General features: G+C 46.7%; 9 protein-coding genes and 1 pseudogene. 5 read left to right on the forward strand and 5 right to left on the reverse strand.

The annotated features are described in order from the left end of the window. The 5 genes from fliH to dnaJ all read left to right on the forward strand — a co-directional run. A partial coding sequence (fliH, locus tag C5684_RS06165) for a flagellar assembly protein FliH (protein WP_233708680.1) occupies nucleotides 1–649 on the forward strand: 649 nt, incomplete at its 5' end. 1 nt (nucleotide 650) lies between these two features. Then, on the forward strand, nucleotides 651–2489 hold the full coding sequence (gene dxs, locus C5684_RS06170) for a 1-deoxy-D-xylulose-5-phosphate synthase (protein WP_104639756.1): 1839 nt from the start codon (nucleotides 651–653) through the stop codon (nucleotides 2487–2489). Between the two features lie 39 nt (nucleotides 2490–2528). After that, a complete protein-coding gene (gatA, locus tag C5684_RS06175) occupies nucleotides 2529–3881 on the forward strand; it encodes an Asp-tRNA(Asn)/Glu-tRNA(Gln) amidotransferase subunit GatA (RefSeq protein WP_104639757.1) in 1353 nt (450 codons plus the stop codon). Nucleotides 3882–3892: 11 nt separating this feature from the next. Further along, nucleotides 3893–5338 (forward strand): IMP dehydrogenase, encoded by a 1446-nt coding sequence (gene guaB / locus C5684_RS06180; RefSeq protein ID WP_104639758.1) that lies wholly within the window; start codon nucleotides 3893–3895, stop codon nucleotides 5336–5338. A 67-nt stretch (nucleotides 5339–5405) separates the two neighbouring features. Further along, on the forward strand, nucleotides 5406–6533 hold the full coding sequence (dnaJ, locus tag C5684_RS06185) for a molecular chaperone DnaJ (RefSeq protein ID WP_013890312.1): 1128 nt from the start codon (nucleotides 5406–5408) through the stop codon (nucleotides 6531–6533). Nucleotides 6534–6621: 88 nt separating this feature from the next. Here the strand turns inward: dnaJ and C5684_RS09800 are convergent. From C5684_RS09800 to C5684_RS06210, 5 genes and pseudogenes are all read right to left on the reverse strand, one after another. Then, nucleotides 6622–6742 (reverse strand): annotated as a pseudogene (locus tag C5684_RS09800) (carbamoyl phosphate synthase preATP-grasp domain-containing protein); the annotation flags it as partial. A 50-nt stretch (nucleotides 6743–6792) separates the two neighbouring features. Next, complete coding sequence (locus tag C5684_RS06195) at nucleotides 6793–7281, reverse strand: restriction endonuclease subunit S (protein WP_158650201.1); 489 nt, start codon at nucleotides 7279–7281, stop codon at nucleotides 6793–6795. A gap of 157 nt (nucleotides 7282–7438) precedes the next feature. Next, a complete protein-coding gene (locus tag C5684_RS06200) occupies nucleotides 7439–11575 on the reverse strand; it encodes an N-6 DNA methylase (RefSeq protein WP_104639760.1) in 4137 nt (1378 codons plus the stop codon). 67 nt (nucleotides 11576–11642) lie between these two features. Beyond that, a complete protein-coding gene (locus C5684_RS06205; protein ID WP_104639761.1) occupies nucleotides 11643–13304 on the reverse strand; it encodes a DUF262 domain-containing protein in 1662 nt (553 codons plus the stop codon). 4 nt (nucleotides 13305–13308) lie between these two features. After that, nucleotides 13309–15117: a flagellar hook-basal body complex protein gene (locus C5684_RS06210; RefSeq protein WP_104638814.1), complete on the reverse strand. Its 1809-nt coding sequence runs from the start codon at nucleotides 15115–15117 to the stop codon at nucleotides 13309–13311. Between the last annotated feature and the right edge of the window lie 232 nt (nucleotides 15118–15349).

Here is a 15349-nt window from a genome sequence, read left to right on the forward strand (position 1 = left end):
CCCACCACCCCCAGAGCCCCCCACACGCTCCATCCAGCTAGAAAACGATCTTATCGAGTGCTTGCTCAAAAAAACCGATGAACTCTCCGGGCAACTTGCCAAACTCCAAATGCAATTTGAAAAGAGCCAAGAGGAGAGCCAAACCCTCTTACAACAAGCTAGAGAGGATAGCTACAAGATTGGTTTTAGTGAGGGCGAGCAAAAGGCAAGGGGCGATCTGAGTGCTAGTATTGATGAGGAAAAAAGGCATCTTTTGCAGTCTTTAACCTCCATCGATCAAACCATGCAACAATCCCAAAGCCATTTAGAAACTTTAGAGAAGGAACTCAGCGCAATCGCCGTTGAGATTGCTAAAGAAGTCATTGTTAAAGAGGTGGAGCAAAAAAGCCAAGAAGTGGCTTTGGCTTTGGCTAAAGAGCTTTTAAAAAACATCATGGATGCCACGGATATTTGCGTGAAGGTCAATACCCTAGATTACCCCTTTTTATCCCAAAATCTCAAAGATCTACCCAAAATCAAACTAGAACCCAGCGATGCGATCGCTAAGGGCGGGGTGCTTATCAGCAGTTCTCAAGGCAATATTGATGGGAATTTGATGGCGCGTTACAAGAATTTAAAAGAGAGCGTGCTCGATAATTTAAAGGTTTGATATGGAATGTGTTCTCAAAGATTTAGAAGTCTATGGGCTGGAGAGTGCGCAACTTGAGAAGGTTTGCGTGCTTTTAAGGGAGCGCATTTTAGAGGTGGTTAGCCATAATGGCGGGCATTTAAGTTCTTCTTTGGGGGCAATTGAAATTATTGTGGGCATGCACAATGTCTTTGATAAAGACAAACACCCTTTTATTTTTGATACCAGCCACCAAGCCTACGCCCATAAACTCCTAACGGGGCGTTTTGAGGCATTTAGCACCTTGCGCCAAACTGGGGGGATCAGTGGGTTCGTGCGCCCTAGCGAATCGCCCTATGACTATTTTATTGCCGGGCATAGCTCTACAGCGATCTCTGTGGGCGTGGGCGTGGCTAAGGCTTATGCGCTCAAGGGTATTGATGATGTGCCTGTAGTGATGGTGGGGGATGGGAGCTTGAGTGCAGGGCTAGCTTATGAAGCCTTAGATGAGCTAGGCGATCGCAAATACCCCTTAGTGATTGTGTTGAATGACAATGAAATGAGCATCGCCAAACCCATAGGGGCGATCAGCAATGCACTGTCCCATTTGATGGCGCGCCCGCTCTACCAGTCTTTGCGTGAAAAAATCAAAAATATTCTAAAGTCCATGCCCGATGGGGTGAATTATTTAGCCAACCGCTTTGAGGAGTCCTTTAAGCTGATTACCCCGGGGATTTTATTTGAGGAGTTGGGCATTAGCTACTTGGGCCCCATTGATGGGCACAATTTAGAGGCAATCACCCAAGCCTTCCAAATTGCCAAAGAAACCAAAGGCCCCTTACTCATCCACGCCCAAACCACCAAAGGCAAGGGCTATAAAATCGCCGAGGGGAAATATGAAAAATGGCATGGCGTGGGTCCCTTTGATCTTAAAACCGGTCAGAGTCTTAAAAGCGCTCCTAAGCCCTTGAGCCCCACACAGGTTTATTCAGACACCCTCTTTGAATTAGCCAGCCTTGATGATAAGATCGTGGGGGTTACAGCGGCTATGCCCGGGGGAACCGGACTTGGCAAACTCATCGATGCCTACCCTCAGAGATTTTGGGATGTTGCCATTGCCGAACAACACGCCGTAACTTCTATGGCAGCCCTTGCCAAAGAGGGTTTTAAACCCTTTGTGAGCATTTACTCCACTTTTTTACAAAGAGCCTTTGATCAGATCGTGCATGATGTGGGGATCATGTCCTTGCCCGTGAAATTTGCCATCGATCGCGCTGGGATTGTGGGCGAGGATGGGGAAACCCACCAAGGGTTGCTAGACATCGCTTACTTGCGCCCCATCCCCCACATGGTCTTACTAGCCCCTAGGGATAACGCCACTTTAAAGCAAGCGATTTATTTTGCTAACCAATACAATCAAGGTCCCTGCGCTTTTCGCTACCCTAGAGGGGCGTTTTTGCTCCCCGATGGGGTGTTTGGGGCTAAACCCTACACTTTAGGCAAGTGTGAGTGGCTTCAAGAGGGGGGTAAAATCTTATTGGTGGGCTATGGTAATGGCGTGGGGCGGGCGTATGCAACTTTGAAGTTATTAGAGGCAGAGGGCTTAAAGGTGGGTTTGTTGGATTTGTGCTTTTTAAAGCCCTTAGATAGTGCCCTTAAAGAAATTTTGCCCGGTTATTCTAAAATTTATGTCTTTAGCGATTCGTATTTGATGGGGGGTGTGGGGAGTGCGTTATTGGAGTTTTTGGGCGGGGGGGTGTGTTTGAAGAGTTTTGAAGTGGGGGATTTGTATGTCTTGCATGGCGATACTGCCCTAGTGGAACACTCCTTAAAAATCGATCCTCAGAGTCTAGCCCAAGAAATTTTAAAGGATAACCCATAGCTTATTTTGCTAAGATTAAATAAAATTCTAGGAGATTTGATGCTCACCCTCAAACAAGCCATGTCTTTATCCGCCTCTGAATTAGAAGAACTCCCCTCAGAGATTGCCAAAAAAGTTAATGAAAAACCCGAATTAAATGCCTATATTGGCACGCCAGATGCCCCCAGCGCTCCGGGTGTGCCCATTTTGATCAAGGATAATATCAGCGTCAAGGGTTGGGAGATCACTTGTGCAAGCCAGATTTTACAAGGTTATATTGCGCCCTACCATGCCGGAGTCATTGACAAATTGCATGCAAATGGCATGTGTGCCTTTGGGCGGGCTAATATGGACGAATTTGCTATGGGGAGCACCAGCGAGTCGAGTTGCTATGGGGGGGTGAAAAACCCTAGAGATTTAAGCCGTGTGGCTGGGGGGAGTTCGGGGGGGTGTGCTAGTGCGGTAGCAGGCGGGATTGCCATTGCTGCTTTGGGGAGTGATACGGGGGGCTCAATCCGCCAGCCCGCTAGTTATTGTGGGTGCGTGGGGCTTAAGCCCACCTATGGGCGGGTGAGTCGGTATGGGCTGGTGGCTTATAGTTCCAGTTTGGATCAAATCGGGCCCATTACCCAAAATGTGGAGGATTGCGCGCTGTTATTGGATGCCATTAGTGGGGCAGACAAACGCGACTCGACTAGCACACCCCTAGAGAGCACGCTCACTTTTAAAAATTTAGACAAGGATCGCCGCCTGAAAATCGGGGTGCTCAAAGATTATTTGCAAGAAGCCGATGAGTCCATTGCCATTGCTTATTATGACAGCGTGCATTTGCTGGAGGAGATGGGGCATGAGAGCATCCACATTGATTTACTGGAGAGCAAACACCATGTCGCCACTTACTATGTGATCAGCACCGCTGAGGCGAGCTCCAATCTAGCCCGCTTTGATGGGGTGCGTTATGGGCGGCGTGCTGCTAGCTCTAATCTTAAGGAGCTCTATAGCCTGAGCCGCAGCGAAGGTTTTGGGGAGGAGGTCAAAAGGCGGATCATGTTGGGTAATTTTGTGCTGAGTAGCGGTTATTATGATGCCTACTACCTCAAAGCCCAAAAGGTGCGCGCGCTCATCGCCCAGCAATACACCCAAATTTTTAAAGAGGTCGATGTGATCTTAGCTCCCGTAGCCCCTAGCGTAGCCCCCAAATTCAATGCGCATGCCAGCCCCTTACAAATGTATTTGAGCGATATTTACACTGTGGGGGTGAATTTAGCGGGTCTGCCCGCTCTCTCCTTGCCTGTGGCTAAGGACAAGATGGGGCTACCCATTGGCATGCAATTAATTGGGCGGGCATTTGGAGAACAAGATATTTTAGATGTGGCTTTTAGCTTGGAGCAGGAGTTAAATTTGACATTTTAAGAAGGAGAATCATGCAAACCATCGGTAAAGCACTCACTTTTGAGGATGTGTTGTTGATCCCATGTTATTCAGAGGTCTTACCCAAAGAGGTCAGCGTGATCTCTAGGCTTAGCAAGCGCATTAGTTTGAATATCCCCTTTGTGAGCGCGGCGATGGATACCGTAACCGAGCACCAAAGCGCAATTGCGATGGCAAGATTAGGGGGGATTGGGATCATCCACAAAAACATGGGGATTGAAGAGCAAGTCCAAGAGGTGTTGAAGGTTAAAAAGAGTGAAAGCGGGGTGATTCACGATCCCATTTATATCCATGCCAAGGCGAGTTTAGCGGAGGCAAAAGCCATCACGGATAATTATAAAATCTCTGGCGTGCCCGTGATTGATAAGGGGGGGAAACTCATTGGCATTTTGACCAATCGCGATCTGCGCTTTGAAAATGACTTGAGTAAGCGGGTGGAGGAAGTGATGACCAAAGCCCCCTTGAAAACTGCCCATGCGGGTGTGAGCCTAGATGAGGCGCAAGCCATCATGCACCAACACAAGATCGAAAAACTCCCCTTAGTCGATGAAAACAACATTTTAAAAGGGCTCATCACCATTAAGGACATCCAAAAACGCATTGAATACCCCCAAGCCAATAAAGACCATTTGGGGCGTTTGCGCGTGGGGGCGGCTGTGGGAGCTAACCAACTCGATCGGGCTAGGGCGTTGGTTAAGGCAGGGGTCGATGTCTTGGTCTTAGATAGCGCGCATGGGCATTCGCTCAATATCATCAAAACCTTGGAATCCATTAAAAAAGAGTTAGATATTGATGTGGTGGTGGGGAATGTGGTGAGCGCACAAGCCACAAAAGATTTGATCAACGCCGGAGCGGATGCGGTGAAGGTGGGGATTGGTCCGGGGAGCATTTGCACGACCCGCATTGTAGCCGGGGTGGGGATGCCCCAGATGAGCGCACTGGATTTTTGCTACCAAGAGGCGCGCCAGCATGATGTCCCCATCATTGCCGATGGAGGGATCAAGTATTCCGGCGATGTGGCTAAGGCTTTGGCAGTGGGGGCATCTTGTGTGATGATTGGGAGTTTGCTTGCGGGCACTGAGGAGTCTCCGGGGGATACGCTGATCTACCAGGGTCGGCAGTATAAGAGCTATCGGGGCATGGGCAGCATTGGGGCGATGAGTAAGGGGAGTGGCGATCGCTATTTTCAAGAGGGCTTGGCTGCTGAAAAGCTAGTCCCTGAAGGCATTGAGGGGCGTGTGCCTTATCGGGGCAAGATTGCGGACATCATTTACCAGCTTGTGGGGGGTCTGCGCTCCTCAATGGGCTATCTAGGGGCTAAGGACATCCCCACCCTAACCAAAAACGCCCAATTTGTGCAGATCACCCCAGCAGGCTTAAGAGAGTCGCATGTGCATGATGTGGATATCACCAAAGAAGCCCCCAATTATCATGGCTAGCTTTAATGCTAAATCAATCTTTTTAAAGTAGAATGCTTTTTTTCAACACCAATGCAGAGAGGTTATTTTGGAGTCTTTGGATTACTACCAGATGCTAGGCGTGGAGCGCACCGCCGATAAAGAGAGCATCAAAAAAGCCTATAAAAAATTAGCCTTGAAATACCACCCTGATCGCAACTTGGGCGATAAGGAAGCTGAAGAGAAGTTTAAGGAAATCAGCGAAGCTTATAGTGTGTTGGCAGATGATCAAAAACGCCAAATTTACGATCGCTATGGCAAGCAAGGTTTAGAGGGGCGTGGGATGGGGGGCTTTGGCGATTTGGGCGATATTTTTGCGGATTTGTTTGGGGAGGATTCCCTTTTCTCCAATGCCTTTGGGTTTGGCAAACGCCAGCCACAATCCAAAATCCCCAAAGACTTGTTGATGCCCTTAGAATTGAGCTTTAAAGAAGCCATCTTTGGGTGTAAAAAAAATATCAAGCTTGATTTTAAGGCATGGTGTGGGGCATGTCAGGGGAGTGGGGCTAAGGAGGGCAAAACCCAAACTTGCCCACACTGCCATGGCAAGGGGCAAAGCTTTATCCAGCAAGGTTTTATGACTTTGGCAAGCACATGCCCGCACTGCCAAGGCAGGGGGCAGGTTGTCAAAGAAAAATGCGACTCGTGTAAGGGACAGGGTTTTATGATCCAACAAGAGGAGTTTAGCCTAGATGTGCCCGAGGGCATTGATGCGCAAAATCGTATCCGCGTGGCTAGGCGGGGCAATGAATACCAACAGGGCATGCGTGGGGATTTGTATTTGGAAGCTGTTGTGGGGGAAGATGAACATTTTGTGCGGCGCGGGAATGATATTTACATTGAAGTGCCCGTATTTTTCACCTCAATCCCACTGGGGAGCAAAATCATGGTGCCCTCGTTGAAAAAAGAGCTCGAATTGCAAATCCCACCCAACACCGCCGATCATGCGCCCTTTATCTTCAAAAATGAGGGGGTGAAAGATGTCAATGGTAATGGGCGTGGGAATTTGATTGCGGTGGTGAAAATTGTCTATCCCCAAAAGCTCGAGGAGAAACAAAAAGAACTTCTCATCAAACTCCATGAAAGTTTTGGTTATGAGAGCGAACCTTATAAAAATGTCTTTGAGGTGTGTTATGGCAAGGTCAAACACTGGTTACAGGACTTGGTGAAGAAGTGATCTAATAGGGTTGTTAGGAAAATGGGCTTTGCTCCATTACTTGCCCCAAATCCCCTCCATTTGGGCTTAAATATAGCTCTAACCTAAAAATTGAATAGCCCAAATTTTTAAGCGTTTTAAGGGCAATGCTAGAGGAGTAGTCAAACTCGCACGCCTGCCCCAGACATGGGACCCGATCCAATGAGTAGAATTTTCTTAAAGTTTTGCATAGGGGGGATTATAGCAGAAGTTGGGGGGTGCTTGGGTTTTGTGGGCATGGTTATGTGTCTGGGTGCAGATATTTTTTTAGGATAACTTCCTGTTGTCCCTCTAAAGACTTCATAGTGTTTTCTAGGACAGTGCGTTCTTGCTCGATTTGGGCGATCACACCCACGATTTGCTCTTGTGCTTGCAAGGGTGGGAGGGGGATTTTAAGCCCATAAATGTCGTTGCGGTTAATCCCAGGCACACCTATCCCTATCCTTGACTTTTCTAACTCCAAACTTTGTAACACGAAGTAAAGTAGCTTGATGTTATAAGGCAACTTTGTTTCTACATAAAAAGTTGTGTCAATGGGGTAGCAATCTTTTTCGCTATAGGTTACCTTGCCTGCCGAACCTTTACGCCCCACGATGATACAAGGAGCTTTAACAAGGTAGGCATTGTGGTAGCCAACAATCCCATTTGAGCCCATTACGGGGTATGTGCCTTCTTTTCTCTTGTTTTCTTGTAGGGCTTTTCCATATTCTAGGCTGCATACTTCCCCCAATTTGACAAAATCCCACCCACTGGCGGGGGGTGTGGGGAGGGATTGTAAAAGCGTGGCTAGGGTGGGTTTTAGCCCTGCTTTTTCTAGGGCGTGGGTTAGAAGGGCAAGGCAAGACTCTTTGAGGGCTTTGGCGCGCTCAAGTTTGCCTAAGATTAGCTTAAGGGTTTGCGATCTCTCTCTCTCTCTCTCTCTCTCTCTCTGTTACGCCTAAAAACTCTTTTAAAATCTCTTGTTCTTGTCCCTCAAGGGTGGCGATCTCTGCATCTAGGCGGGCGATTTCTTGCTCAATTTGGGTGAGAACGCCCACGATCTGCTCTTGCGCTGGCAGGGGCGGGAGGGGGATTTGTATTTGTTTTAAAACTTCAATATTTGCCACATTTTTTAAGGCAACACCATGTGCTCTTTCATTAAAAGGGTTATTGAGATTATCTAGGATTATTTTTAGTGTCTTGCTATTTGTCCTGCCATTTTTTAGTCTTAGTCTCAAGAGAGCTTGATTGATAATACCTTGCTTTGCGTTGCTTGGCACTATGGCAATTTTCCCGATTGTTCCAGAGCAACTGACTATTAAATCATTGGGTATAACCTCAAAACTTTTCATAGAATCAAATTTTTCTTGTGTGATAAAGTAATTCCCTATTTCAAAGTCATTTTTTATAGCATGTTGTTGCTCATAGACTTTATATCCATTTTTGACAAAAATTTCCTTTTTTAAACTTCCGCCAAATGGTCCCCTCCTAAAATCACATATATCTCCCAATTTTGCCATTTCCCACCCCTCAGCTGGTGGGTTAGGTAAATCTTGGACTAAGCTTTTGAGCTCCTCTAACTTGGGGTCTGTGAGCTGTGTTGCCTCTAGGTTTAGGGTAGCTAGGGTTTTTAGGATTTGCTCGATTTTTCGGCTTTGTTGCACCATTATAGCGACTTGCGACCCCTCCGTAACATAGGTTCTTGTTCTAGGGTTTGTGATATACGCCTTTGTTTTAGGGTCTGTAGCTAGAGCTCTAGTTTCTTTGGTGTGGCTAAGTCCGCACACGCCTAGCACGGCTAAAATCAAGTTTTGGTAATTCTGTATGCCCTCTTGCAACTCTTGGGCGCGTTTTTCTACCTTAGTGCACTCGGCGATGATTTGCTCTTGGATGTCTAGGGGCGGGAGGGGGATTTTAAGATTTCTAAAATCCGTTTTATTAAACTTAGGTTGAGCCATTGATGAGCTAATAGTTTGGATCAGTTGCTGAAACATATCCGTTTTAAAGATACAAAATAGAAAATCATTTTTGATTGTTTCAACACACGGCTTAATCAAAATAGAATTGGGGGCTAATGTCATCGGTTGCCCTAAATTTGGAACTTTAAAGCAAATGCCCAAACTCCCCACATTACACATCACAATATCCCCGACATTTAGCTTACTCTTTTCCAAGAAGTCGTAAGCCCCCTTATTCACATAAACATAGTCCCCACTCCACCCATTAGAATAGTCTTTTAAGCGGACTAGGATAGCGTAATTTTTTTGTTTTAAGTATTGGACTTTTTCACGCAAGAGTGCAAAACTTCCATTTGCAACATAATCCGCTACAGAAACGAGCTCCCCCAATCTCACTAGCTCCCACTTGCCCCCCTCAAAAGGATTTACTGCCTCTTGTTTGGGATTCAAATTAATGCCCCGATCTAACACCGCCTTGGAAAAATCCAACATCTCCCTTAGGGGCGTGCTAAAAAGCTGATAGCCTGCGGGGTCTTGGTCAGTATACACGCTCAAATTAGGGCGGGGGGTGTTTGCTAAGAGAGAACCCATAAAGCTTTTGAGGGCATGGGCTAACTTTGTGGGGTCATCTGCATTTTTGGGGTCGGGGTTGTAGAGGGGAGTTACAATATGTTTAGCCGATTGGATGTTGCTGAGTGCCTCATTATCGGGGTCGTCTGCGTTTTGCGTGCTGGCGTATTTAATACCCTCATCGCCCTTGCGTTTGCTCCAATCATAGCCTAAAAATTCTACAATCTTAGCCTTGTTGCTGGCATTGCCCTTTTTCTCAGGGGGGCTTTTTAAAATCAGCACCTCCTCCTCTTGCACGCTGGCAAATAAAAGCATTTTTTCTAGCTCTAGGGCGTGGATTTGCTCCTCCTTCAGTTTAGACAAATCTTTCAAGTTCTCTTTTAGATAGGGGCTTAGGTTCTTGGTTTGCAAGAATGCCCTAAAGTCCTCTAGGGGGTAGCCCCTAAAGGCGCAATACTCTTGCAAAAACCCCACTTGGGTAAAATCCTCCTTTAAATTTGCGCTCTCAAAGCCCGCCTCTTTTAGGGCGTTGATGAGGTCTTGGGCGAATTTTTGCACCCTCTGGGCGTAAAGGATGATGGTTTGCGTGCCCGTGCTCCCAAAGGTGCGCGAGTTGAGCTCCACGATGCATAAAATCTTAAAGTTGTCTAAAAGTAGGGCGCGGGTTTTCTCGTAAATCCCCCCTTTTTGCAACACGCTCACGGGCAAGATGAGCGCAAACACGCCCCCCATTTTCAGCCAACTTTGCGCCCGTTCGATAAAAAAGCACTCAATGGCGTTGTTGCTCTCATAACTTTTTGGATCGATAATCTCTTTATGCCCCAATGTAAAACTTGTGATGACATTGGCATCTAGGGTGCTTAAAAAGCCCTTGACGGAGTAGGGGGGGTTGCTTAAAATCAAATCGAAGTCTTGAAAGTCCTTTTTATGGGCTGGGGCGGGGTGATCTAGTGCGTCTTGGAAAAAGATTTTGGCTTGGTTATTTGGGTTTTTAAACAAGCAGGCGAGTTTGGCAACTTTAGAGAGGTCTTTATTCTTTTCAATGCCATAGACTTTGGCGTTCTTATGGTGAGTCATAAACTCGCTTAAGAAATGCCCTGCCCCACAGGCGAAATCTAAAACTTTGGGGTTGCTTGTTAGTGGGGGCAAAGAGTGGATGATGAAATTGGTGATGGGGGTGGGGGTGAAAAAACGCCCTTCGGTTTGGTGGATGTGGCGGTTTAAAAAGCCTTCAAACAGGTCGCCTAAAAATTGGTTGCTGTGCGTGGTTGCGCTCAAGTGCAGGTCTTGAATCAAGCCTGCCACTTGCACCAAGACTTTAAAGTTCAAATAAAATTCTTCGGCGTTTTCGACCTCGATGAAGTTGAATTTTTTAATGTTGAAGTATTTTTGCTTGTCAAAAAGCGCGTCTAATTCCTCTTTAAACTTGCCCTTGTAACGCTTGGCACTGGTGAAAAGTGCGGCGATTTGCTCTTTTTTGACATTCACCACATCTTTTTTAAAGAATCGGCTCACGCCCTCCTCGTAGAGATTGAGCAGGCGGTCGCAATAGCTTAATGGGTCGTCTGCGACCACGCCTTTATAAGGGAATTGCAGGTCTGTAGGGTGGATGTGTTCGTCTGCCAATTTGCATAAGAATAAATCCACTAGAATGTAAAAGCTATTTTCGTAATTGCCAATGGAATGGTGGCGTAAAATCGTGGCAAATTCGTGGTAAATGCCCTTCATTTGGGACGCGCTTAGGGGGCGTAGGTCGGCAAGTTGGAATTTTTCCTTGCCGATGTTGTAGGCTTGGGCTTGGGGTTCAAACAGCCCTTGCGTGGTGAAGGTGCTCAAATAAGTCTGACTCCACACTTCAAAATAGGCGCGGGCGTTTGTGTTGGCAGGGTCGGCAAAGCTGCGTTTTTTGTCCGCCTCTTTGCGCTCCTTGTTAATTTGCTCTAAATAGACATCGTTGTCCTTGGTGCAGATGATTTTTAAGTCGTGCTCTAGGTGGCTATTAAATGCCAATAGGCAGAGATAGGGGACTTTATGCACGGCGTAGTAGCTGAAAAGTTGCCCCCCGTTTTTGAGGGTTTCGCTCCATGCGCGCGCAAACTCCGCCCCATAGGTCTTGTTTTCGATCAAGACTAGGGGCTTAAACTCTAGGTCTAGCACCAAAATATCGCCATAGGCTTTTTGCCCATGCCCGATTTTAAAAGTGGGTTCTAAGATGATGTGCTCAGGGGCATAGCCTTTTATTAAAAGTTTATGCACTGCCACCAAGCAGACAAAATTTTCATTGGAGCTAAAATTAGTCGTGGTGCTTCTGTGGATCACAAAACCCTTGCTGGGATTTTCTAGACTGGGATAATCGCCCTCTTTAAAGCGTGGGTCTTGCGGGGAGTAAATGATGCTTTGCGCGGTAAAATTCACGATGATTTTAGCCTCATTTTCGTAGGCGTGGGTGTAGGTGTTGCCCTCTTGGGCGAAGTTGAGGGCTTGTAGGACTTCTTTTAGGTTGTCTTTGGTGATCACGGCGTGCCTTTAGAAAAGGGGTATTTTAGCTTAAAGGGGCTAAAGGCTCAAATTTAGCACATCTGCCTTAAGTGAGTTCCTTGATCTTCTCCAAAATCTTTTGGGCGCGCATGCGCAAAAAGGCTTGGTAGTCCTCTAACACTTTGGGGCTAGCAAGATCGATTAAGTGGGTTTGTAGGGTTTGATCAAGATGTGGATTACTTTGGCGGTATTTTTCAATGTAGATTTTAGGCGGGCTGTCCTTGATCTCTTGGTTGAGCTTGGCGCTTAAAAAGGTGATATTGGCGATCACATCGGGGTTTTGCTTAGGGGCGATGTGTTTGAGGTGGTTTTTAGGGTAGAAGTGGTGCAAATGGCGCTTTTTGGTGTGCTCAGTGTCCTCGGATGCAAAAAAATTATCCAACACCACCTTACTATTGTTGTTAAAGTCGCAAGGCTCAAGGCTTGCCAAAACACATAGGGTCGCTTGGTGCAGAGTGTTGCGGGTGCTGAACTTCTCAGCCACTAAAAAATCTAGACTGAGGTTTAAGGGCAACTCTTTGGCTAAGTCAAGGGGTTTTTGGGCATAAATGTCTGCCACAAGGTCTAATTGTTTGAGCAAGTCGGCATTTTTGCTATTGCCAAAAAACATGCCCCTAAACAAAAGCTGTTTGAGGCGTTTGACTTGTGTCGCATTGGGGCTTTTGCCCCCGCTTAAGGCGTAAAAACAAGCCATGAGCACAAAAGACCCCACAGAGGGCAAAAAACTAAAGGAGGGGATTTTAAAATCGTGCTTGAGCAAGTGGGCAGCATGGGCGTAAGCAGAGGTCAAAGACCCCCACATTTCCCACACCTTTTTAGCGTCTAGTTTTAAGATTGTGTCTCTGACAATCCTTTTTTTAGGGGTGGGGCTGTTTTGGTGCACCAAATAAGAGATGAGTTGCAACACCGCCATAGGCTGATCAAAGCCGTAATTTAAGCGGTTCAAGTCGGCACACAAGAGATCAAAGCGTTCTTGTAAATCAAAGCCAGGGTCGGTAATGATGGTCTGGCTTTCATCAGCTGTGGGAGCTATGTAAAACTTGGCGCATGCCATGGGAAAATAGGAAAAACTTGTCCCCCCTTTGTTAATCCTAGCAAACATTTCAATAGCTTGGCTCAACGGGGCATTGGCAACTTCAATCACGGGCAAGCGGTATTTAACGATTTTCTTTTTTAATTCCTCAAAACACTCCGTTGCCTCAGCGTTGAGCTTGTATTTTTGTTGGACACCCACGATGCTCAAATTGATCAAATCATACACGCTCACCGCCACTTCGTTAGTTTCAACTTTAGGGTCGCGCACAAAGCAAAAATCTTTGTCCTCATCGGATTCTAGCCTTAGCATGATGTCTTTGTAGTCATCAAATACCCTAGAGCTTCTTTTTACCTTTAAGCCCTGATACACCACAAACAAGGCACTCATGCGTTGTTGCCCATCTAACACATAATAAATCTCGCCTGTTTTGGGCTCTTTTAAAAAAATTTGCCCAATTTCTTTGCTGGACTGCAGACGCTCTTTTGTTTTCCACACTAAAAAACTGCCCGTAGGAAAGCCTTTGGCAAGGCTATCGATGAATTTGGCGACCTGATCTTTTTTCCACACAAAATCCCGTTGGAATCTAGGGATTTGGTATTCTCCTTCAAGCAAACAGCGGATCAACTCTTGGCAGTCCTTTTCGCTGTAATTACAAAAAAATTCCTCCTGCATGGCCCTATTTCTTCAAATTGATCGCCTCTTTAACCAAGTCATCCCCTGTGGTGAAGGCTTTAGCATTCATCGAATAGCCTCTTTGCATCAAGATCAAGTTTGTTAAAGATCGCCCCGCATCCACATTACTGCTCTCCAAATACTTATGCATGATCTTGCCAAATTTGAGCTTGCCATCATCGCGATCCCAGCCTATAATCGGGTTACCACTCAAGGGGGCAGCCCGCCCGTTACGGGTGGCATTCTCAATGTCAAATAAATTACTCCCCACTTTTTTAAGCCCTTGATCGTTGGTGAAAGTGGCGATCCCCACGCGCCCCATCGTCTCAATCGCACCATTGCTAAAGGCCAAATGAATCACGCCATCATCATCAATACGCATGTTTTGCAACAAACCCTTAGGCTTGCCATCTTGAGAGATTTGGATAATCCGCGAATCTTCATAGGGTTCATCGCTGGAGCTATAATCATCGCTCTTATCAATGGAGTAGGTCAAAGGACTACCCTTAAAATTCAGGGTTACTGGCTGGGCGTGCATTTTACCCGCTTTATCAAAGCTAATAGTTTGGCGTACTGATTTGGGGGTGATGGGGGTTTTATCCCGCATTTCCAAAATGGAGCTTTCCACATCCCATTTTTCTTCGGTGGGCGTGGGGCTTAGGGGGTCTTTGGTGCTGGTCATAAAATAGTCGCTTTTGAGCAAATACTTTTCCCCCCCCTTGTCGTAAATCTCAGCGGTGGTGCTATAAAAGGGGATGCGAATCGGCACGGAATCCCGACCCTCATTTTTCTTTAAGATCATGCCATTGGCAATCCAGCCTAGCTTTTCTGCCATGTGCCCGCCGATAAATAGAGTCGCCTCGGGGTCGCTGGGGTTTTTGATCTGCAACAATAAAGGCGAGATCACATCCCCAGGGCGGCTTTTGACCACATCTAAATCTAATTTAGCCTTGCTTTGGAGTAATTTTTTCAGATCGCCCAAAGTCCTAAACTCGTTATTTTCAACCCCCCCTGTGCCGTATTTAAAGACCAAATCTTGTGCCATGTCGCCCTTGACGATCATGATCTCTAAATTCCGATGCACGGGCAGATCCAAAGGCTCGTTGTCATCATTGGCTAGGGCGTTGGCATCTTGGTTTAAAAAACGATCTTGGATCACCTGCCCGTTTTCATCTAACAAATATTGTTCGGCGGGGCGGACATGGTTTTTAGGGTTGAGATTCACGCTCATATTCACTTTGGTCGTCAAAACGGGCTGGTATTGCACATCTCTTGGCAAATACAGCGTGCTAAGCTTACCCCCCTTTAAAATCTTGGCTTCCTCATCTGGATTGCCCGCCATCAACACGCCATTTTTGATTTTGTGTAAATCAATGCCATAGACATAATAGCCATGGGCATTCACAATATAGCCATCAGCGTCCCGTAAGAAATTCCCATCTCGGGTGTAAAAATTCTCTTGGGCTTGTTTGTAACCATCCTTGTTGATCTCCATCGTGCCGTTTTTATTAGGACCCACAATGAACCACCCGCTCCCCTGATAAGCCATGTTAAAATCCGAATCGCTGGGCATGTATTCGCCATCTTTATCTGAAATGGCATTGCTCCCCGCTCTCACCCCAAAGTTGCGATCATCAGCGGTGATATTGCTACTCCCTAGCGAATCTAGATGCGCTGAAAAGAGCGATTTAAACTCGGGGTTGTTGGCGCGGTAGCCTACGGTGTTGATGTTGGCGATGTTGTTAGACAAACTATCGATGCCAAATTGGTGGGTTTTGATGCCCGAATAAGCGTTGAGTAAGGTATCATTCATGTTTAACTCTTTTGTGTGTTAAGACCCTGTAAGGGCGGATGGGTGGGGCTAGCTACCTTTGGATGCTCTGGAGTGCTTGGTGCGTGGTGTTCTTGAGGCTTGGGGGTGGCTGGTTTAGGCGGGGTTTTTAGGCTAGCTTGCGTGGTGGGGCTTGTTGGCTTGGGCTGTGTGGGGCTAGGCGTGCTAGGGTGGGGGCTAGCTTGCGTGGTGGGTTGGCTGTGGGGCTGGGTGG

The sequence above is a fragment of the Helicobacter bizzozeronii genome, assembly GCF_900196775.1.
GTDB classification, from domain to species: domain Bacteria; phylum Campylobacterota; class Campylobacteria; order Campylobacterales; family Helicobacteraceae; genus Helicobacter; species Helicobacter bizzozeronii.